The organism is Streptomyces sp. NRRL B-24085, from assembly GCF_001282115.1.
GTDB lineage: Bacteria > Actinomycetota > Actinomycetes > Streptomycetales > Streptomycetaceae > Streptomyces.
Genome location: NZ_LJBR01000307.1, coordinates 1 through 20600, shown reverse-complemented (window position 1 = coordinate 20600; position 20600 = coordinate 1). Strand labels below are relative to the sequence as shown.

Below are 20600 nucleotides of genomic sequence, written 5' to 3'. Positions count from 1 at the left end.
GGACCCACCCGCACCGCGCTGGGGCTCCTGGCCCGGCAGGACGAGCGCGAGCGGCTCGTGCGCCTGCTCGCCCGCGGCCGCTCGGTACGCCTGACCGGCCCGGCCGGCTCCGGCCGCACCAGCCTCCTCGACGTCGTCGCCGAGGACTGCTCGGACCTCGCCCCCGACGGCGTGGTCCGCCTCAACGGCTTCAACCGCACCGCGGGCGAGCTGCTGTACGACCTCTACTACGCCGTCTTCGACTCGCCCCTGCACCGCCCCGACCGGGACGAACTGCTCTCCTGCGTCCGGGAGATCGGCGCGGTAGTCGTCCTCGACGACATCGAGTTCGGCGGCGCGGCCCTCGACGAACTCCTCGACGCCACCCCCGAGTGCGCGTTCGTGATCGGCGCCACGCCCGACGTACCCGCGCCCTCGGCCGACTCCGCCGTCGAGGAGGTCTTCCTCAGCGGCCTGGAGCGCGCCGACGGCGTGGAGCTCCTGGAGCGTTCCGTCGGCCGGGTGCTGACGGAGGAGGAGTCGAACTGGGCGGGCGACCTCTGGTTCGAGTCCGAGGGCCTGCCTCTGCGCTTCGTCCAGGCCGGCGCCCTGCTCAGGCAGCGCGACCGGCTGCGCGCCGGGGCGAACGCCGTCGACGAGTTCGGCGTCTTCGCGGACGCGGCCCCCGTTGACACCCCGTTCGCCGCCGACGAGGGCGAGGAGATACCGCTGCCCGCGCTCGGCGAGGCCGCGGCCCCCGCCCCGCTGCTCGCCTCCCGGCTCAGCGAGTCGGCACGCGCCACCCTGCGGTTCGCCGTGGCGCTCGGCGGCGAGGTGCCCCACCAGGCGCACCTGCCCGCGCTGATCGGTGACACCCACGCGGACGCCGCCCTCGGTGAGCTCGCGGACTGCGGCCTGGTCTCCCCGGTCGGCTCCCGCTACCGGCTCGCCGCCGGCGTCCTCGCCCAGCTCGAAGCCGCCGGATACGGCGACGACGACATCGAGAGCCACGCCCGCACGGCGGCCCAGCACTACGGCTGGTGGGCCGGCCACCCCTCGGTCACCCCCGAGCGGGTGTGCGCGGAGGCCGACGCCCTGCTCGCCGCCCTCGCCGTCCTGGTCCCGGTGACCACCGCGCCCGACGAGGGCGAGGAGGCCGCCACCGTGCAGCTCGCCCGCACGGCGGCGCCCGCGTTCGCCGCCGGCGGCCACTGGGGCGCCTGGGAGCGGGCGCTGCGGGCCGGTTCCGAGGCCTCCCGGCTGGCCGGCGAGGTGTCCGAACAGGCCTACTTCCACCACGAGCTCGGCATCCTCGCGCTCTGCGGCGGACAGCTCGACCGGGCCCGCGCCGAACTGGAGGCCTCCATCGGCCTGCGCGGCGCCCTCGCCGACAAGCGCGGCACCGTCGCGGGCCGCCGTGCCCTCGCCCTGGTCTCCGACCGGGACGGCAGCGCGCCCGGACTGGCCGCCGCGCTCGGCGCCACCGCGGGCGAGGAGGTGCCCGACGCCCGGTACGACGAGTCCGCCTCGCCGCCCGGGGGCACCCCCGTGGCCTTCCCGCCGCTCCAGCCGCCGGCCGACTCGCAGACGATCGTCGTCCACCGCTCGCCCGGCACGCCCGCGCCCTCCCGCAAGGCCCGCGGCGGCCTCAAGGGCCTCGCCAAGCGCAACCTGGTCGCCGCCGGCGCGGGCGCGCTGCTGGTCGCGGTGCTCGGCACGGTCGTGACCCTGGGCGCCACCTCCGACAACGACCCGAACGCCCCGTCCGACCAGGTCGGCGTCAACCCGTCGGCCAGCGTCGGCATCGACGACGGCAACCTCGGCGCGGACGTCCCGAAGAGCGACGACGGCAAGGGCGACACCGGTACGGCCACCTCCCGTCCGACCGACCCGGGGCCCGACGGGACGTACGGGACCTCGGACGATCCGACGCCGACGGGCGGGGCGGAGCCCAGCGACGACCCGAGCGGGACGAAGGGGACGGGGGGCACGCCGAGTTCGCCGAAGCCGTCGACCCCCAAGCCCTCGACGACCAAGCCGTCGACGCCGTCCAGCCCGACGACTTCCGGTTCGTCGACACCGACGCCCACCCCGACGCCGACAGACCCGACCGAAACGCCTACGAGCACGCCCACGACCGAGCCCTCCACCTCCGACTCGGCCAGCGGTCCCGCCTCAACCGCCCCGGTGGAGACCAGCAGCTCGGCGAGCGCCCCGCAGAGCAGCGCCGTGAGCTCGCCGAGCGGTGCGGTCATCTAGGGACACCGCGCGACACAAGGGGGCCGGGTCCGTCACACGGACCCGGCCCTCGTCGTCGTAGCGGAGAAGGCGCTGTCAGAACAGCCGCAGCTTGTCGTCCTCGATGCCCCGCAGCGCGTCGTAGTCCATGACATGGCAGCTGATGCCGCGGTCGGTCGCCAGGACGCGGGCCTGGGGCTTGATCTCCTGGGCGGCGAAGATGCCGCGGACCGGGGCGAGATGGGGGTCGCGGTTCAACAGGTCCAGGTAGCGGGTGAGTTGCTCGACGCCGTCGATCTCGCCGCGCCGCTTGATCTCCACCGCGACCGTCTGTCCTTCGGCGTCCCGGCACAGGATGTCGACCGGGCCGATGGCCGTCATGTACTCGCGGCGGATCAGGGTGTAGCCGTCGCCGAGCGTTTCGATGCGGTCGGCGAGCAGTTCCTGAAGGTGTGCTTCCACGCCGTCCTTGATCAGGCCCGGATCCACGCCCAGTTCGTGCGAGGAGTCGTGGAGAACCTCCTCCATCGTGATGATGAGCTTCTCGCCCGCCTTGTTGATGACGGTCCAGACGCCTTCCTCGTCGCCGGTCCCCTCCTTCAACGTGCAGGGCGGCGACATCCAGTTCAGGGGCTTGTAGGCCCGGTCGTCGGCGTGGATGGAGACGCTGCCGTCGGCCTTCACCAGGATCAGACGGGGGGCCGAGGGCAGGTGGGCGGTGAGCCGGCCCGCGTAGTCGACGGAACACCGGGCAATGACGAGACGCATGGTCGGCAACGCTACTCGACGGGCGCATGTCCACGCGATTCGGCCCGTAAGGCTGTGGAGGAACCCTGTTCACTTGTGGCCGATTGTGGGCCTGTTGGGAGTGCCCTTTGTTCGCATTCTCCTGGTGCCGTCACCGTCGGTTGCCTACGGTAGTAAACGGGAGGTCGCGAGGCGTGTACTGAGCGTGTCCGGCAGCGCGACGTCCCTCATCTGTCCGGCAACCCCTGAGGAATCAGGGGTGCGAGAGGAGAACCCATGTCGCTCGACGTCTCACCGGCCCTACTCGAGAAGGCCGAGCGAGGCGAGGTCGACGAAGCCGAATTCGTCGACTGCGTCCGGACCTCCCTGCCCTACGCATGGGAGATGATCAGCTCCCTGGTGGCCCAGCTGAAGGTCGACGGCGGCAACTTCGCCGACAACCAGACGCCCCCGCCGGACGAGCAGGCACGCGGTCAGTTGCTGCGTGCGCTTGCGAGTGACGCGATACGCGGCGCGCTGCAGCGGCACTTCGGTGTGCGGCTGGCCTTCCAGAACTGCCACCGGGTGGCGGTGTTCCCGTTGGACTCCTCCGTCGACGAGACGCTTGCCCGCTTCACCTCGGTGCGCAGTCAGTTGCTGAATCAGTCTCCGGAGTTCCGGGACTGCTGACGCGGCGCCGCTCGCTTGCCGCTCCGTACGCGGGAGGTGCATCAGTACCGGGGCGGCAAGCTCCCGCCGGACAGCCGTGTTCCGATTCAGGTCAGATGCGGCAGCACCTCCGCACCCAGCCGCCGTACGTTCTCCTCGGTGGCCGCCAGGTCCCCGGAGCCCTCGACGAGCAGGGCGAAACGGGAGACGCCCGTCCGTTCGCTGGTCGCCGCGAGGCGGTCGGCGGCGAGCCGCGGGGTGCCCACCGGGTGCAGTCCGCAGAGCAGTTCGGTGTAGGCCACCGGATCGCGCATCTGCCGCGCCCGCCCGTCGACCGTGACATGGGCGCCGAGCCCCTGCCTGAGCCAGCCCGGCATCGCCTTCACCAGCGCCTCCACCGCGTCCGTACGCCGGTCCGCGATCTGGCAGACCCCGGCCGAGACATGGGGCGCCTCCAGGACCTTCTCCGGAGCGTGGCCCGCCGCGCGCGCCTGCCTGCGCCACAGCGCGACCATCTCCGCCTTCTCCTCGTCCCCGACGTGCATCCCGAGCAGCATCGGCAGCCCGCGCTCGGCGGCCAGCCGGACGCTCGCAGGCGAGGTGCAGGCGACGATCACCTCGGGGCCCTCCGCCTCCGTGAGCGCCTCCGACGGCCGCGGGACGACCGGCACTTCGCGGAAGCGGAAGCGCTCGCCGTCCGCCCCGACGGACGGTTCGCGCAGCCAGCGCACCAGCAGATCGAGTGATTCCGGGAACCCCTTCTCGTACGCGTCCAGACCCGAGCCGAACACCTCCAGGTCCACCCACGGGCCGCCGCGCCCCACGCCCAGCGAGAAGCGTCCGCCGCTCGTCATGTGCAGCAGCGCGGCCTGCTCCCCGAGGGCCACCGGGTGCACCGTCGGGAGCACGCTCACGGCGGTCCCGACGCGGATGCGGCGGGTGCGGCCCAGCAGCAGGGCCGCGAGCGTGATCGCCGAGGGACAGGTGCCGTACGGCACGAAGTGGTGCTCTGCCAGCCAGACCGCGTCGAGTCCGGCCTCCTCCGCGACCTCGGCCGAGCGGACCGCGCGGTGCAGCGCCTCCCCCTGGCCCTGCCCCGGGAACTGGGCCGCCAACACGAAACTTCCAACGTGCATGTGCTTTTTCCTGCTTCCTTGGCTCCGACACGGAGCTCCCCCACCCGGCATAACCGCCTGACACGTGCCGAGGACACGGCCTGGCGAAGAGATTTGCCGATTGTCTGCAGAATCGTCGCCCCCGAGGGGGGACTTGTGGGGGTTGGTGCCCTACGCGTACCCGGCCGCGTCCCGCGTAGGCTGGACGCGGCCCCTGCTTCCTGTATAGCCCCGTGAGGTGTCCTGTGTCCCCGCGTCGCAACCGACCCAAGGGCTCCGGCTCGTCGGACTCGGCCGGCCGGAGTGCCGAGGACGACCGGTCCGGCCGGTACGGCGGCTTCCAGTCCTCGACGCACTGGCAGGGCGAGGACTGGAACGTCCGGCATGTGGCGGGGGCGAGCGCGCAGGGCAAGACGTACCGCTGCCCGGGCTGCGACCAGATGATCCCGGACGGCGTCCCGCACGTGGTGGCCTGGCCGGACCACTCGGGCGTCGACGAGCGCAGGCACTGGCACAAGGCCTGCTGGAACGCGCGGGACCGCCGCACCACGCGGGTGCAGCGGTCCCGTAACGCGCCGAGGTTCTAGCGGATCACACGTCCCGCTTCTCCAGCAGCACGAACGCCGCGGCGAACACGGCGGCCGTCACGCCGAGCATGATCCACAACGGGTCCCAGCCCGAAGGGCCGGACTCGGTGAGGGAGGTGGAGTAGAAGACGCTGAGCTGGCTCGGGATGGAGTACTCGAACAGCGCCTGCCGCACGCCCTCCAGGGACTGCGAGAACATGAACAGCGCGATGACCAGCGGGGCCAGCAGGACACCGATCATGAGGGTGATCGCGCCCGCCGAGTGCCGGATGATCGAGCCGACGATCAGCGAGAGCAGACCGAACAGCGCGGTGTAGAGCGAGACGCCGACGGTGCCCTTCAGCCACTCCTGGCCGGTCGGGGTGCGGGCGCCGTCCAGCAGGGCCACGTCCGCGAGGGCGACGAGGACGACCGAGACGAGGGTGGTCGCGAAGGCGACGGCGAAGAACACGATCGCCTTCGCCGCGAGGACCCGGCCCCGGGAGGGGCAGGCCACCATCGTCGTACGGATCATGCCGGTGCCGTACTCCGACGCCGTGGTCAGCACGCCGAGCGTGATGACGCACATGCTGCCGAGCAGCACACCGAAGAAGCCGAACGACAGCGGGTTCTCGTCCCGCAGGCTCTCCGACGAGGCGTTGGCCGCGATCAGCGCGGCGGCCCCCAGCCCGATCCCGATCACGAGCAGCACGAACACGCCCAGGGTCCACATCGTCGACCGCACCGACCGGATCTTCGTCCACTCCGAGGCGATGGCGTGCCCCAGGTGCGTGCGCACGACGGGGATCGGCGAGGTGTAGCCGGGGTACGACGGTCCACTCGCCGCCTGCCAGTTCGGCACGGCGGCCTGGGCCTGCGGCATCGAGGGCTGCGGGGTGCTCATCGGGCGTCCTCGGGCTCGGTCGGGGTGGCGGAGGTCTGCGGTGCCGCGGCGGATGCGCCCGCGGCGGCGTTCTGGGGCGGTGCCTGCGGCGGTGCCGGCGCGGCGGCCGGGGGCTGGGCCACGGGAGCCTGCGCAGGCGGCTGAGGCACGCCCTGCGGGGCCGCCGGGCCCGCCTGGGCGTACGGGTTGGGCGCGCCGGCGCCGGGACCGCCGTACGGGCCCTGCGGACCGCCGAAGGGCTGCCCGCCCTGCTGGGGCGGCGGCGGGGCGTACCAGCCCGGCTGGCCCTGGCCCGGAACCGGCATGGGGGGCTGCGCGCCCGGCGGGAGGGGCTGCATCAGGCCCGCCTTCTGGTCGGTGGTCGAGCGGTAGTCCACCGCGCCCTGCGTCATCCGCATGTACGCCTCCTCCAGCGAGGCCTGGTGCGGTGACAGCTCCCACAGGCGTACGTCCGTGTCGTGCGCGATGTCGCTGATGCGGGGGAGGGGCAGCCCCGTCACCCGCAGCGCGCCGTCCTGCTCGGGCAGGACGTGACCGCCCGCCTCGGTGATCGCGGCCGACAGCTTCTCGCGGAGCTGCGGCTCGGTGTCCGGGGTGCGCACCCGCGCGAAGCCCGCGGAGTTCGCCGCGATGAAGTCCTGGACGCTCATGTCGGCGAGGAGCTGCCCGCGTCCGATGACGATGAGGTGGTCCGCGGTCAGCGCCATCTCGCTCATCAGGTGGGAGGAGACGAAGACGGTACGGCCCTCCGCCGCCAGCGCCTTCATCAGGTTGCGCACCCACAGGATGCCCTCGGGGTCGAGCCCGTTGACCGGCTCGTCGAAGAGCAGCACCTGCGGGTCGCCGAGCAGCGCGGCCGCGATCCCGAGCCGCTGGCCCATGCCGAGCGAGAAGCCCTTGGAACGCTTCCTGGCCACGTCCTGGAGACCGACCACGCCCAGCACCTCGTCCACCCGGCGGGCCGGGATCCCGGAGAGCTGGGCCAGGCACAGCAGGTGGTTGCGGGCCGTCCGCCCGCCGTGCACCGCCTTCGCGTCGATCAGCGCGCCGACCTGCCGGGCCGCGTTGGGCAGCCTGCGATACGGGTAGCCGCCGATCGTCACCTGCCCCGAGGTGGGGTTGTCCAGCCCGAGGATCATGCGCATGGTCGTCGACTTGCCCGAGCCGTTGGGGCCCAGGAAGCCGGTGACGGTACCCGGACGCACCTGGAAGGAAAGGTTGTACACAGCGGTCTTGTCGCCGTAGCGCTTGGTCAGGCCGACTGCCTCGATCATGCTCCGCACCCATCGCAAGGTTCAGGACAGCGGGGCACACGCCCCCCGTAAGAGTTAGGAGCTTATCGGGGCGCTGACGGTTCCGCTCACAGGAAGGACAGGGCTCCTCGCGTCACGCGTCCCGCTTCTTCAACAGGACATAACCGCCGATCAGGGCGGCCGCCACCCACAGCGCCATGATCCCGAGACCGCCCCAGGGACCGTAGGGGGTGTCGTCGTCGACCGGCGTGACCACCTGCATGATCTTGCTGCCGGCCTGGTCGGGCAGGAACCGGCCGATTTTCTTCGTCGCCGAGACATTGCCCAGGATGTTCGAGATCAGGAAGAAGAACGGCATCAGGATGCCCAGCGACAGCATCGGCGAGCGCAGCATCGCGGCCACGCCCATCGAGAACATCGCGATCAGGGTCATGTAGAGGCCGCCGCCGATCACGGCGCGCAGGACGCCCGAGTCGCCGATCTCCGCCCGGTGCGAGCCGAGCATCGCCTGGCCGAGGAAGAAGGTGAGGAAGCTGGTGACCAGGCCCACCACGAGGCAGAGGCCGGTCGCCACCGCGATCTTGCTCACCAGGAAGGTGGCGCGCTGCGGCACCGCGGCCAGCGAGGTGCGGATCATGCCGGTGCTGTACTCGTTCGAGACGACGAGCACGCCGAACACGATCATCGCGAGCTGTCCGAGGCTCATCCCGGCGAAGCTGATGAAGGTCGGGTCGAAGGAGAGCTTGTCCTCGCGGCTCATGTCGTCGAACTCGTTCTTCGACAGGGCCGAGATCAGGATGCCGAGCCCGATGGTGACGACCACGGCGAGGGAGAGCGTCCACACCGTGGAGGCCACCGAGCGGATCTTGGTCCACTCGGAGCGGATGACCTGGGTGGCCGCCATGGTCACTTCCCCTTCCAGCCGTCGCCCCACTGCTGGGGCGCTACGTCGACGGGTGCGTCGCTGTGGGCGTGGTACTCGACCGACTCCGCGGTCAACTGCATGAACGCCTCCTCCAGGGAGGCCTGTTGCGGGCTGAGCTCGTGCAGCACGATCTGGTGCTGGGCGGCCAGCTCACCGATGTACTCGGACTTGCTGCCGTCCACCTCCAGCGTGCCGTTGCCGGTCTCCACGACGGTGACCCCGGCCGCGTGCAGCACGTCGAGCAGCCGCTCGCGCTGCGGGGTGCGGATGCGGACGTAGGACCGCGAGTTCTGCGCGATGAAGTCCGCCATGGAGGTGTCGGCGAGCAGCCGGCCCTGGCCGATGACGACGAGGTGGTCGGCGGTCAGCGCCATCTCGCTCATGAGGTGTGAGGAGACGAAGACCGTACGGCCCTGCGCGGCAAGGGACTTCATCAGGTTGCGGATCCAGTGGATGCCCTCGGGGTCGAGCCCGTTGACCGGCTCGTCGAACATCAGGATCCGCGGGTCGCCGAGCAACGCGCCCGCGATGCCGAGCCGCTGGCCCATGCCCAGCGAGAACCCCTTGGCCTTCTTCCTCGCGACGGCGGTGAGCCCGACCGTGTCGAGGACCTCGTCCACCCGCTTGCGGGGGATGCCGTTGCTCTGCGCGAGGCACAGCAGGTGGTTGAAGGCGCTGCGCCCGCCGTGCATGGCCTTGGCGTCCAGCAGGGCCCCGATGTACTTCAGCGGGTCCTTGAGCTGGTCGTAGTGCTTGCCGTCGATGCGGACGTCCCCGGCGGTGGGCCGGTCCAGGCCCAGCATCATCCGCATGGTGGTCGACTTGCCGGCGCCGTTGGGACCGAGGAAGCCCGTGACGATGCCCGGTCTGACAGTGAACGTCAGATTGTTGACCGCCACCTTCTCGCCGTACCGCTTCGTCAGGCCCGCCAGCTCGATCATGCGGACCACGCTAGGTGCGCGCCGGGGCGGATGCCACTCCTATGGGCAAACGGAGACCGACGGATGCGGTAAGAAACCCGCGCGCGTTCCATGCACGCCGAGAGGCCCGCACCTGTCGGGGGAGAAGGTGCGGGCCTCTGGTGCCGTCAGGCGGTGTTACCGGGACTGCTGCGCCGGGACCCCACGGGAGATCGGCTCGTCGTCGGCCGGGCTGCCGGCGGCGGCCACCGCGGCGCCCGTGAGCGTGGCGAGCATCTCGCGCACGTTCGTCAGCTGGGCGTTGATCGAGTCGCGACGGTTCGTCAGGGCCGCCAGCTCGCGCTCGGACTCCGAACGGATGCGGTCGGCCTTGGCGTTGGCGTCGGCCACGATGTCCTCGGCCTGGCGCTGCGCGGTCTCCACCGTCTGGCGGGCGCGGCGCTCGGCGTCGGTGCGCAGCTTCTCGGCTTCCAGGCGCAGCTGCTCCGCGCGGTGCTCGATCTCCGCGAGACGCTTCTCCGCCTTCTGCTGACGGGACGCCAGGTCGCGCTCGGACTGCTCCCGGCGCTTGGCGAGGTTCGTCTCGAAGTCGGCGGCGGCCTGCGCGGCCTTGGCGCGGGTCTCCTCGAAGAGGGCGTCCGCCTCCTCACGCTTGGACTGCGCGTCCTTCTGGGCCTCGGCGCGCAGCTGGGACGCGTCGCTCTTGGCCTTCTCGACGATCCGGACGCCCTCGTCCTCCGCCTTGGACTTGCGCTCCGCAGCGAACGATTCTGCGTCGTTGCGGACCTGCTGAGCCGCCGACTCGGCGAGCTCGCGGTGCTGCTCGGCCGCGCGACGGGCCTCCTCGCGCAGGTCCTTGGCCTCCTCCTCGGCGAGGCGGAGGATCTTCTCGACACGCGCGCCGAGACCGGCGTACGACGGCTCGGCGTCGCTTACCTGAGCCTGGGCGTTCTGCGTCTCGAGGTGGAGCTCCTCGATGCGCTTTTCCAGAGCGGTGATGCGGGAGAGAGCGCTGTCACGGTCGGAGACGAGCTTGGAGATCCGTTCGTCCACCTGAGCGCGGTCGTACCCACGCCGCACAAGCTCGAAGCCGTAGGGGGAAGTGTCGCTCATGGGGTTCCTGTCAAATGAGACCGGTGAGGTGATAGGGGGAATCCTAGGGGCCGAAGCGGTGTGTCATCGAGCGGATACGTGTTTGATCTGGAGAATGACACCCCTTTTGAGTGGCTAACCCTCGGACGGCTTGCCAAAAAGTTGGTCAAAGGCCCCAGACGGCACCGGATTCCGACCAGTCGGTCAGCCGTCCGACGGCTTACCCGAACGAGGGGCGCCGACCGTGGCGCCTGCCTTGACGCCGCCGTCCTTGCCCGCCGACGGGGCCTCGAAGGATTCCAACGCCTCCAGGACGTCCTGGACACGGGAGATCTCCGTGTTGATGTCCTCACGGCGACGGACGAGGACCTCCAGCTCGCGCTTGCCCTCCTCGACCGTGCGCTTGGCCTCGCGGATCGCCTCGGCCTTGAGCTCCTCGGCCTCCCGGACCAGCGTGGCCTTCTTCTGCTCGGCCTCCTTGAGGAGCCCCTCGGCCTTCTTGACCGCGGCGATGCGCACCTTGCCGGCCTCCGAATTGGCCTCCGAGACCAGCTCCTTGGCCTTCGCCTGCGCCTTCGCGAGCTGCTCCTCCGCGGCCTTGATGAGCGCGTCGCAGCGGTCGCCGGTCGACTTCATGGTCTCGGCGGCCTCACGGCGGGCCCGCTCGTGCAGCGCCTCGATCTCGCCCGTGATCCGGTCGCGCAGCTCCTCGGCGCGCTCCCTTATGGCGGTCGCGTCCCGGCGGGCACCGACGAGCAGCTCGTCCGCGTCCGTACGGGCCTTCTCGACACGCGCGTTGCCCTCGACCGTGGCCTCGGCGACCAGCCGGTCGGCCTCCTTGCGGGCCGCGCCCACCATGGTGTCGGCCTGCGCCTCCGCGTCCGCGGTGGTCTTGAGCGCCTGCTGCTGCGCCTCGGTGAGCAGCTTGTCCGCCTCGGCGGTGGTCTCCGTGATGAGCGTGTCGACCTGCTCGGCCGCCTCGGAACGCCGCTTGTTGGCGTCCTTGCGCGCCTCGTCGAGGGTGCGTTCGGCCTCCGCGCGCGCGGAGTTGACCAGTTCCTCGGCCGCGGCCGCCGCCTCGGCCCGGACCCGCTCGGCCTCGGTGCGGATCCGCTCCGCGTGCTGCTGCGCCTGGCCCACCGTCTCGGCGGCCTCGGCCCGCAGCCGCTCCGCGTCCCCGGTGGCCTCGCCGATCAACTGCTCCGCCTGGGCGACCGATTCGGCCCGCACGCGCTCGGCCTCGGCGACCGTCTCGGTGCGCAGCCGGTCGGTGTCGGTGATGGTCTCCTCGGTGAGCCGCTCCGCCTCGCTGCGCGCCTCGGTGATGAGGGTGTCGGCCTGCCGCGCCGCGTCCGAACGGATGCGGTTGGCGTCCTCGCGGGCCTCCGCCCGGGTACGGGAGGCGTCCTGGTCGGCCTGGGCGATGGTGTCCGAGGCCTCGGTGCGGGCCCGCTGGGCGTGCTCGGACGCCTCCGAACGCAGCCGCTCCGCCTCCGCGATCGCCTCCGAGACGGTGCGCTCGGCAAGCGACTTGGCGGCGTCCGTCTCCTCGGCGGCCTCGCGCCGGATCCGGGCCGCGTCCTCACTGGCCCGCTCCCGCTCGGAGTAGGCGTCCGAGCGGACCCGGTCGGCCTCCTCCTCGGCCTCGCGCCGGGTGCGGTCGGCCGCGTGCTCGGCGGCGCTGCGCAGCCCGGTGATCTCCTCCTGAGCCTGCTCGTGCAGCCCGGCGACGGAGTCCCGCACCTGCTGGGCGTGCTGCTCGGCGGCCGACACCATCTCCGTGGCGCGCCGGTCCGCCTCCTCGACCAGGCGCACCGCCTCGGCCTGCGCCTCCTCGACGCGGTTGCGCGCCGAGGCCAGCAGCTCCTCGCTCTGCTCGCGGGCCCGCTCACGCTCCTGGTCGGCCTCCTGGCGGGCCGAGCCGAGGTACTCCTCGGCCTCGCGGCGGCGCCGGTTGGCCTCCTCCTGGGCGGCGGCCAGCGTCTCGGACGCCTCGGCGGCGATCCGCTCGGCGGCGGTCTGGGCCTCCGCCCGGACCCGGTCCGCGGTGTCCTGGGCCTCCGTCTTGAGCCGCTCCGCCTCGGCGGCGGCCTCGGACCGCAGCCGTACGGCGACGGCCTCGCCCTCGGCGCGGGACGCGGACGCGTCGGACGCGGCCTCGGTGCGCAGCCGGTCGGCCTCCTCGGCGGCCTGCTGCTGGAGGGTGCGGATGCGCTCGGCGGCCTCGGTGCGCAGCCGGTCGGTCTCCTCGGCGGCCTCGCGGCGGATCCGCGCTGCCTCCTCGCGGGCCTCGGTCAGGGCCTGCTCGGCGGTGGCGAGGCGCTCCTCGGCCTCGGTGTGCAGCCGGGCCAGTTCCTCGGCGGCCTCGGCACGGCGTGCCTCTACGGCCCGCTCGGTCTCCTCGCGCAGCTCGCTCGCGGCCCGCTCGGCGGCGGCGGTGATCTCCTCGGACAGCTCGACGGCCTCGGCGCGCTGCCGCTCGGCCTCGTTGCGGGTGCGCTCCAGGGTTTCCTCGGCCTGCCGGCGCAGCGTGGTGGCGCGCTCGATGGCCTCGGTGCGGACCTTCTCGCTGTCCGCGGTGGCGGTCTGGCGCAGTTCGTCGGCGTCCGCCTTGGCCTTGGAGAGCAGCTCCTCGGCGGTCTTGGCCGCCTCCTCGATCTGCTGGACGGCCTCCTTGCGGGCCTCCGCGCGGATCTTCTCGCCCTCGGCGACCGCGTCGGCGCGCAGCTGCTCGGCCTCGCCGCGCAGCCGGCGGGCCTCCTCCTGGAGCTCGACCGTCTTGGCGCGGTACTCCTTGGTGTCGTCCTTCGCCGTGCCCTTGAGCTGCTCGGCGATGTCGTGCGCCTCGGCACGCAGCCGGTCCGCCTCGGCCTCCGCCTCCCGGCGGATCCGCTCGGCCTCCTCGGCGGCGGCCTTGGTGGTCCGCTGCGCGTCCTCCTGCGCCTTGTTGAGGACGTCCTCGGCGGTCTTGGCGGCCTTGGACAGCTGGGTGGCGCTCTCCTCGGCGGTGATCGTGCGGGCCTTCTCGGCGGCCTCGGTGACGATCTTCTCGGCCTCGGCGCGGGCGTCCGCGACGATCTGCTCGGCGGCCTCCTTGGTCGCCTCGGCCTCCTGGCTGGCCTCGGTGACCAGCCGGGCGACCTGCTCCTTGGCCGTGCGGGTGCGCTGCTCGTTGGCCGACTCCGCGCTCGCCAGCGCCTTCTCGGCGGCCGACTTCGCCTCGGCGAGCACCTTCTCGGCCTCGGCCTGCGCCTTGCGCAGCGCCTCCTCGGCCTCCGCCATCCGCTGCTCGGCGGCCCGGCTCAGCTCGGTGGCCTGGCGGCGGGCGCTGTCCGACTCGGTCGCGGTGGAGGTGCGCAGCTGCTCGGCGTGCTCGGTGGCCTCCTGGGCCTGCGTGGCGGCGGCGTCCAGCAGGCGCTCGGCGTCCGCGCGGGCGCGGCGCAGGAGCTGTTCGGCCTCCGCGCGGGCGGCCTCGGCCTCGCTCTGCAGGCGCTGGCGGGCCTCGGTGGTGACCCGCTCGGCCTCGGCGCGGGCGGCCGCCATGGCCTGCTCGGCCTCCGCGCGGGACTCCTCCAGGAGCCGGCGGGCCTGGGCCTCGCTGCGGGCGCGCAGTTGCTCGGCCCACGCCACGTTCTCGTTGACGTGCGACTCGACGGTCTGCCGGCGCTCGGCCAGCTCCTGGTCGAGCTGCTGACGGCGGGTGACGGCCTCCTGGTGCAGCTCCGCCTGAAGGCGCGCGGCCTGCTCGGCGTGCTCCTGGAGGATGCGCTGGGTCTGGGCGCGGACCTGGCTCAGTTCGCGCTCGGCGTCCTGGCGCAACTGGTCGGCCTGGATCTGCGCGTTCCGCAGCAACTGCTCGGCCTGGTAGCCGATGTCACCGCCGCCGAACTCGGGCCGGGACATGAGGGTGCGCCGCGCCTCGTGCAACTTGGCGCGCAGCACCTCGACCTGGTAGCCGAGGTCCTCGGCGTGCTGGATCGCCTTTTCCCGCTCGGTCTTCAGCCGCTCCATCTCGGCCTCGAACCGAGAGAGGTGGTCGACGTCAGCCGCCGGCTCTCGCTCCTGGCGTTCGTAGCCCCGCACTGCGCGGTCCCATCCGTCCCCTGGTCGCAAGTCTCTCCGAACGAGCACCGTCCATCCGCCGGACGGGGCCCCCGGGGAATGGTGTCAGATCAACGACGGAGCATGGGCTGCTGCCGCCGCTCGTCCCCCGAAACCCGGACCCCGGAAAGCGGTCACCCCCCTTCCGGGAGCGACCGCCCCCAACCCTACCGGCCCATATGTACGAGGGTCAGTGCTCAGGTGACTCAACAGGCGCCGAAGTGACCAGTTCTGTCAGTACGCCATGGCAGTCCTTGGGGTGCAGGAAGGTGATCCGTGACCCCATGGAGCCGCGTCGCGGCTCCTCGTACAGGACGCGTACGCCCTTGCCGCGGATGTCCGCGGCCTCGGTGTCGACATCGGCCGTACCGAAAGCGATGTGGTGGACGCCCTCGCCGTTCTTGTCCAGCCACTTGGCGACGGTCGAGTCGGGGCGGGTCGGCTCCAGAAGCTGCAGGTAGGAGGCGCCGCCGTCGGACGTTTCGTTGATCTTGAGCATGGCCTCGCGCACGCCCTGCTCCTTGTTGACCTCGGAGTGGAACACCTCGAAGCCGTACGTGGCCCGGTAGAACTCGACGGTCTTGTCGAGGTCGAAACAGGCGATCCCGATGTGGTCGATTCGCGTCAGCATGTAGTCAGTGCAGCGCTCGCGAAACGGTTACGCAACGTGCGCGCGATCACACCGACGGGGCGATGACGGCACGGAGTGCCACTCAGTACCTTTGAAGTAAACCCTCGTTCACTCCTCGGCAGTGCAGCCGGTAAGGGGATCGCAGCTCATGTCTGGATCGAACAGCACGACCTCGGTGATCGTCGCGGGCGCCCGTACGCCCATGGGACGGCTGCTGGGCTCGCTGAAGTCCTTCTCCGGAGCCGACCTCGGCGGCTTCGCGATCAAGGCCGCCCTCGACCGTGCGGGGATCGGCGGCGACCAGGTGCAGTACGTGATCATGGGCCAGGTGCTCCAGGCCGGCGCAGGGCAGATCCCGGCCCGCCAGGCCGCCGTCAAGGCCGGCATCCCGATGAACGTCCCGGCGCTCACCATCAACAAGGTGTGCCTGTCCGGCCTCGACGCGATCGCGCTGGCCGACCAGCTCATCCGCGCCGGCGAGTTCGACGTGATCGTCGCGGGCGGCCAGGAGTCCATGACCAACGCCCCCCACCTGCTGCCCAAGTCCCGCGAGGGCTTCAAGTACGGGGCGATCGAGATGCTCGACGCCATGGCGTACGACGGCCTCACCGACGCCTTCGAGAACATCGCCATGGGCGAGTCCACGGAGAAGCACAACACCCGCCTCGGCATCAAGCGCCCCGAGCAGGACGAGTTCTCCGCCCTGTCCCACCAGCGGGCCGCCGCCGCGCAGAAGAACGGCATCTTCGAGGCCGAGATCACCCCCGTGGAGATCCCGCAGCGCAAGGGCGAGGCGGTCGTCTTCAGCAAGGACGAGGGCATCCGCGGCGACACCACCGCGGAGTCCCTGGGCAAGCTGCGTCCCGCGTTCACCAAGGACGGCACCATCACCGCCGGCTCCGCCTCGCAGATCTCCGACGGCGCGGCGGCCGTGGTCGTCATGAGCAAGGCCAAGGCGCAGGAGCTGGGCCTGGAGTGGATCGCCGAGATCGGCGCCCACGGCAACGTGGCGGGCCCGGACAACTCCCTCCAGTCGCAGCCCTCCAACGCGATCCTGCACGCCCTCAAGAAGGAGGGCCTGGAGGTCTCCGACCTCGACCTGATCGAGATCAACGAGGCGTTCGCTGCCGTCGCTGTCCAGTCGATGAAGGACCTCGGCGTGTCCACCGAAAAGGTGAACGTGAACGGTGGCGCGATCGCCCTGGGCCACCCCATCGGCATGTCCGGCGCCCGGCTCGTCCTGCACCTCGCGCTGGAGCTCAAGCGGCGCGGCGGCGGTGTCGGCGCGGCCGCCCTGTGCGGCGGCGGCGGTCAGGGTGACGCCCTGGTCGTGCGGGTACCCAAGGCCTGAGCCCCCTCGGGCAAACGCGTCGAACGGAGCTGTGATGCAGGACGTCTCCACCCTGGTGGCCCAGGCCAGGGAGGGCCGCCCACGGGCCGTGGCCCGGCTGATCTCCCTCGTGGAGGGGGCGTCCCCGCAGCTCAGGGAGGTCATGGCGACGCTCGCCCCGCTGACCGGCAACGCGTACGTGGTGGGCCTGACGGGCTCGCCCGGGGTGGGCAAGTCGACGTCCACCTCGGCCCTCGTGACCGCCTACCGCAAGCAGGGCAGACGGGTCGGCGTCCTGGCCGTCGACCCGTCCTCGCCGTTCTCCGGCGGCGCCCTGCTCGGCGACCGGGTGCGCATGTCGGAGCACGCCTCCGACCCCGGCGTCTACATCCGCTCCATGGCGACCCGCGGCCACCTCGGCGGCCTCGCCTGGGCCGCGCCGCAGGCCATCCGGGTCCTGGACGCGGCCGGCTGCGAGGTGATCCTGGTCGAGACGGTCGGCGTCGGCCAGTCGGAGGTGGAGATCGCCTCCCAGGCCGACACCTCCGTGGTGCTGCTCGCCCCGGGCATGGGCGACGGCATCCAGGCCGCCAAGGCCGGAATCCTGGAGATCGGCGACGTCTACGTCGTCAACAAGGCCGACCGCGACGGCGCCGACGCCACCGCCCGCGAGCTCAACCACATGCTGGGGCTCGGTGAGTCCCGGAAGCCGGGCGACTGGCGCCCGCCGATCGTCAAGACCGTCGCCGCCCGCGCGGAGGGCGTCGACGAGGTCGTGGAAGCCCTGGAGAAGCACCGCGCCTGGATGGAGGAGCACGGTGTCCTCGCCGAGCGCCGCCGCACCCGCGCCGCCCACGAGGTCGAGACGATCGCCGTCACCGCCCTGCGCGAACGCATCGGCGACCTGCGCGGCGACCGGCGCCTGGACGCCCTCGCGGAGAGGATCGTCGCCGGCGAACTGGACCCCTACCGGGCGGCCGACGAACTCGTGGAGGGCCTGACCCGGGGCTGAGCCCCTGGTACGTTGACGCCCATGTTCCTCTCCTTGGCGTAGGGCACACACCGGCCACGGTCCGAGCACACCGCTCCCGTGGCCCCTCGGTGTCCCCTCCCACGCCTCCTTCGAGGAACCCACCCATGTCTGCCTCCTATGCGCGACTGCTGCGCATCCCGCATGCCCGCCGCACCTTCGCCGCCGCCCTGCTCGGCAGGCTGTCGTACGGCGTCGTCCCGCTGTCCGTGATGCTCGCCGTGACCCGCGCCTCGGGCTCGTACACGGTGGCGGGCGCCGTGATGGCGCTCTTCGGGGTCACCGCCGTCTTCCTGGCGCCCTGGCGGGCCGCCCTCATCGACCGGCACGGGCCGCGCCGGGCGCTCGTGCCCCTGCTCGCCGCCTACACCGCGCTCCTCGGCCTGCTGGCCGCGGCCGTGTGGCGCCCGGGGGCTCCGCCGTACGTCCTGGGCGCCCTCACCGCGCTCGCCGGGGCCGTCGTGCCGCCGCTCGGCCCGGCCATGCGGACGGTCTGGGCGACGCTCGCCGAGGACCGGCCGCTGCTCCAGCGCGCCTACAGCCTCGACGGGATCGCGGAGGAACTCCTCTTCCTCACCGGGCCGCTGCTGGTGGGTGCCCTCGTCACCGTCGCCCCGCCCGCCGCCGGCATCCTCGCCGGAGCGCTCCTCGTCGGGGCGGGGACGGCCGGCTTCGTGGCCTCACCCGTCGTACGGACGATCCGTCCCGCCGCGCCCACGGCCCGCCGCGGCACGGGCGAGCGCGGAGTGCTGCGCCGGATCGGCCGCCCGGTCGGCGCGGTCACCGGAGTCGGGCTCGCGATCGGCTCGCTCGACCTGCTGGTCGTGGCCTTCGCCGACCGGCACGGGCACGGCGGGGCGAGCGTGGCCTGGGTGCTGGCCGCCGTGTCCGCCGGAAGCGCCGTCGGCGGGCTGCTCCACGGCGCCGTCGGCTGGCGCGGGCCCGCGGGCACCCGGCTCGTCCTGCTGACCCTCGGCCTGGGCCTGGCACTTCTCGGCGCGGGACTCGCCCCGGGGCTCGGCACCCTCGCCGTGGTCATGGCGGTCGCCGGGTTCTTCGTGTCGCCGGCCGTCACCACCGCCTACCTCATCGCCGACGAGATCGTGGGACCCGAGGTTCGCACCCGGGCCGGGGCCTGGGTCAACACGGCCGTCAACGCCGGGAGCACGGCCGGCACGGCCGCGGCGGGCGCCCTGGCCGGGCACCTGCCGGTGGCCGTGTGCTTCGCGGCGACGGGCGTGGCGGTCGTCCTGACGGCCCTGGCAGCCGCGGCGAAGGGTGCCGCGCCCGCGGGCTGACGTGCGACTCAGGCGTCGTCGTCACGGTCCTGGGTGACCTTGCCCGAGTCGAGGGCGACCTTCCACTCGCCGTGCCTGCCGTCCTTGACGGTGTCCGCCGTCCAGGCCACGGTGCCGTGGTCGTCGTCGAGGCCGACCTCCGTCACCGTGCCCTTCGCGGCGGCGGCCAGGGCGGCCTCCCGGGCGTCGGTCCGCGCGCCCTTCACCGCGGCGAGCTCGGCACGGTCGTCGGCGTCGCCGTCGTCGTCCGTGTCGCGCTGGGCGCCGAGCACCTTGCCGGAGTCCGGGGCGATCCGCACGTCGTACTCGGTGCCGTCGCCCTTGACGACGGTCACCTCCCACGCGTCGGCGCCGTCGTCGTCGAGGTCGGCGGACAGGGCGGTGCCCGGGGTGTGCTTCAGGGCGGCGGCGATCGCCTCGGCCGCGGTGACGCCGCTGCCCGAAACCGCCGTACGGTCCTCGGAGACGTCGTCCCGGTCGTCCTGGTCGTCCGCGGAGTCGTCGTCGCGGTCGGCGGCCTGCTGGGCGCTCGTGGTCGACTGGCGCTGCGTCGCCGTCGCGTCGTCGTCCCCGGCCGCGAAGGCCGCGACGGTACCGCCGGTGGCCAGTGCGGCGGCGGTCAGGGTGGCGATGACGATGTTGCGCTTCATGAGGATTCCTCCAGAGCGGTTCTGCTTCGTTCAGCTTCGTTCTGCTTCATTCGTTCTCGACGACAACCACGCTGCCGGAGGGGAGCTGAAGCCGGCCTGAAGCCTCCTGAAGGCGTCTTCAGGTTCGCTTTGCCACCCTGTACGCATGCGTCTGCTGATCGTCGAGGACGAGAAACGACTCGCCCTGTCCCTCGCCAAGGGCCTCACCGCCGAGGGCTACGCCGTCGACGTCGTCCACGACGGCCGGGAGGGCCTGCACCGGGCCGGCGAGGGCACGTACGACCTGGTCATCCTCGACATCATGCTGCCCGGCCTCAACGGCTACCGGGTCTGCGCCGCCCTGCGCGCCGCCGGCCACGAGGTGCCGATCCTGATGCTCACCGCCAAGGACGGCGAGTACGACGAGGCCGAGGGCCTGGACACCGGCGCCGACGACTACCTGACCAAGCCCTTCTCCTACGTCGTCCTCGTGGCCCGCATCAAGGCCCTGCTGCGGCGGCGCGGCAACGGCACCGGGGCCTCGCCGGTGCTGGAGACCGGGCCGCTGAGAATCGACACCGCCGCCCGCCGGGTCTTCCTCGACGGCACCGAAGTCACCCTCACCGCCAAGGAGTTCTCGGTTCTGGAGCAGCTCGCGGTGCGGCCCGGGGAGGTGGTCTCCAAGGCACAGATCCTGGAGCACGTCTGGGACTTCGCGTACGACGGCGACCCCAACATCGTCGAGGTGTACATCAGCACCCTGCGCCGGAAGCTGGACGCGGGCCTCATCCGGACGGTCCGCGGCGCCGGGTACCGGCTGGAGGCCGGGAGATGAGGCGGCTGTTCGGCTCGGTCCGGGCGCGGGCCACCCTCGCCGCCACGGTGGTCGTCGCCGTGGCGCTGGTCGCGGCCGGGGCGGCCGTGCTGCTCTCGCTGCGCTCCAACCTGATCGACGAGGCGGGCACGCAGGCCGAGCGGGCCGCCCGGAACGTGGCGGCCGACCTCTCCGGCGGGACGCCGTACACCGGCCTGGAGCTGGACGACGACGAGCCGGTCCAGGTCGTCGACGGGGACGGCCGTCTGGTCGCGGCCACCGAGCACCTGGAGCGGATCAGCGGCACGGGAGTCACCGAGGTGAAGCCCCAGCCGCCCGCGGGCGGCAGGGGGCCGCGCCACGGCGGGACAGGCGACCGC

General features: G+C 72.3%; 17 protein-coding genes and 1 pseudogene. 8 read left to right on the top strand and 10 right to left on the bottom strand.

What is annotated here, in order from left to right:
- Window positions 1-2238 (top strand): AAA family ATPase (locus tag AOJ26_RS29835; protein ID WP_053851473.1); only part of this gene is annotated, 2238 nt, incomplete at its 5' end.
- Between the two features lie 75 nt (window positions 2239-2313).
- Here the strand turns inward: AOJ26_RS29835 and nucS are convergent.
- Window positions 2314-2985 carry an endonuclease NucS gene (gene nucS / locus AOJ26_RS29830; protein ID WP_053851472.1) on the bottom strand — a complete coding sequence of 224 codons (672 nt, stop codon included), beginning with the start codon at window positions 2983-2985 and terminating at the stop codon, window positions 2314-2316.
- A 255-nt stretch (window positions 2986-3240) separates the two neighbouring features.
- Here nucS and AOJ26_RS29825 point away from each other — a divergent pair, with 255 nt between their 5' ends.
- The gene (locus AOJ26_RS29825; RefSeq protein ID WP_053851471.1) at window positions 3241-3633 is read left to right on the top strand and encodes an SCO5389 family protein; all 393 of its coding nucleotides are present in this window, start codon (window positions 3241-3243) and stop codon (window positions 3631-3633) included.
- An 86-nt stretch (window positions 3634-3719) separates the two neighbouring features.
- Here AOJ26_RS29825 and AOJ26_RS29820 read toward each other — a convergent pair whose 3' ends face one another.
- Window positions 3720-4748 carry an LLM class flavin-dependent oxidoreductase gene (locus AOJ26_RS29820; RefSeq protein WP_053851470.1) on the bottom strand — a complete coding sequence of 343 codons (1029 nt, stop codon included), beginning with the start codon at window positions 4746-4748 and terminating at the stop codon, window positions 3720-3722.
- A 224-nt stretch (window positions 4749-4972) separates the two neighbouring features.
- On the opposite strand from AOJ26_RS29820, the gene AOJ26_RS29815 reads away from it, so the two are divergent.
- Window positions 4973-5314 carry a hypothetical protein gene (locus tag AOJ26_RS29815; RefSeq protein ID WP_037721485.1) on the top strand — a complete coding sequence of 114 codons (342 nt, stop codon included), beginning with the start codon at window positions 4973-4975 and terminating at the stop codon, window positions 5312-5314.
- Window positions 5315-5318: 4 nt separating this feature from the next.
- Here the strand turns inward: AOJ26_RS29815 and AOJ26_RS29810 are convergent, their stop codons facing one another.
- The 7 genes from AOJ26_RS29810 to mce form a co-directional block, all read right to left on the bottom strand.
- Window positions 5319-6197, bottom strand: coding sequence for an ABC transporter permease subunit (locus AOJ26_RS29810; RefSeq protein WP_053851469.1), 879 nt, complete (start codon window positions 6195-6197; stop codon window positions 5319-5321).
- Window positions 6194-7471, bottom strand: coding sequence for an ABC transporter ATP-binding protein (locus AOJ26_RS29805; protein ID WP_053851468.1), 1278 nt, complete (start codon window positions 7469-7471; stop codon window positions 6194-6196). Before AOJ26_RS29805 ends, AOJ26_RS29810 begins: the two co-directional genes overlap by 4 nt.
- Before the next feature lie 112 nt (window positions 7472-7583).
- The gene (locus AOJ26_RS29800; protein ID WP_053851467.1) at window positions 7584-8354 is read right to left on the bottom strand and encodes an ABC transporter permease; all 771 of its coding nucleotides are present in this window, start codon (window positions 8352-8354) and stop codon (window positions 7584-7586) included.
- A 2-nt stretch (window positions 8355-8356) separates the two neighbouring features.
- Window positions 8357-9316, bottom strand: coding sequence for an ABC transporter ATP-binding protein (locus tag AOJ26_RS29795; RefSeq protein WP_053851474.1), 960 nt, complete (start codon window positions 9314-9316; stop codon window positions 8357-8359).
- Window positions 9317-9472: 156 nt separating this feature from the next.
- Window positions 9473-10408: a cellulose-binding protein gene (locus AOJ26_RS29790; protein WP_053851466.1), complete on the bottom strand. Its 936-nt coding sequence runs from the start codon at window positions 10406-10408 to the stop codon at window positions 9473-9475.
- Window positions 10409-10591: 183 nt separating this feature from the next.
- Complete coding sequence (gene scy / locus AOJ26_RS29785) at window positions 10592-14470, bottom strand: polarized growth protein Scy (RefSeq protein ID WP_053851465.1); 3879 nt, start codon at window positions 14468-14470, stop codon at window positions 10592-10594.
- Between the two features lie 208 nt (window positions 14471-14678).
- Window positions 14679-15119, bottom strand: a complete 441-nt coding sequence (gene mce / locus AOJ26_RS29780) for a methylmalonyl-CoA epimerase (protein ID WP_053851464.1) — start codon at window positions 15117-15119, stop codon at window positions 14679-14681.
- A 148-nt stretch (window positions 15120-15267) separates the two neighbouring features.
- Here mce and AOJ26_RS29775 point away from each other — a divergent pair, with 148 nt between their 5' ends.
- The 3 genes from AOJ26_RS29775 (at window position 15268) to AOJ26_RS29765 (ending at window position 18777) form a co-directional block, all read left to right on the top strand.
- A complete protein-coding gene (locus AOJ26_RS29775) occupies window positions 15268-16470 on the top strand; it encodes an acetyl-CoA C-acetyltransferase (RefSeq protein ID WP_053851463.1) in 1203 nt (400 codons plus the stop codon).
- Between the two features lie 34 nt (window positions 16471-16504).
- Complete coding sequence (gene meaB, locus AOJ26_RS29770) at window positions 16505-17461, top strand: methylmalonyl Co-A mutase-associated GTPase MeaB (RefSeq protein ID WP_053851462.1); 957 nt, start codon at window positions 16505-16507, stop codon at window positions 17459-17461.
- Window positions 17462-17586: 125 nt separating this feature from the next.
- Window positions 17587-18777, top strand: a complete 1191-nt coding sequence (locus AOJ26_RS29765) for an MFS transporter (protein ID WP_053851461.1) — start codon at window positions 17587-17589, stop codon at window positions 18775-18777.
- A gap of 8 nt (window positions 18778-18785) precedes the next feature.
- On the opposite strand, the gene AOJ26_RS29760 is transcribed toward AOJ26_RS29765, so the two are convergent.
- Window positions 18786-19427, bottom strand: coding sequence for a PepSY domain-containing protein (locus AOJ26_RS29760; protein WP_053851460.1), 642 nt, complete (start codon window positions 19425-19427; stop codon window positions 18786-18788).
- A 145-nt stretch (window positions 19428-19572) separates the two neighbouring features.
- Between AOJ26_RS29760 and AOJ26_RS29755 the strand changes: the two genes are divergently transcribed.
- Entirely contained in the window at window positions 19573-20241 is a 669-nt protein-coding gene (locus AOJ26_RS29755; RefSeq protein WP_053851459.1) for a response regulator transcription factor, read from the top strand.
- A pseudogene (locus tag AOJ26_RS29750) lies at window positions 20238-20600 on the top strand (two-component sensor histidine kinase); the annotation flags it as partial. The gene AOJ26_RS29755 and the pseudogene AOJ26_RS29750, both read left to right, overlap by 4 nt.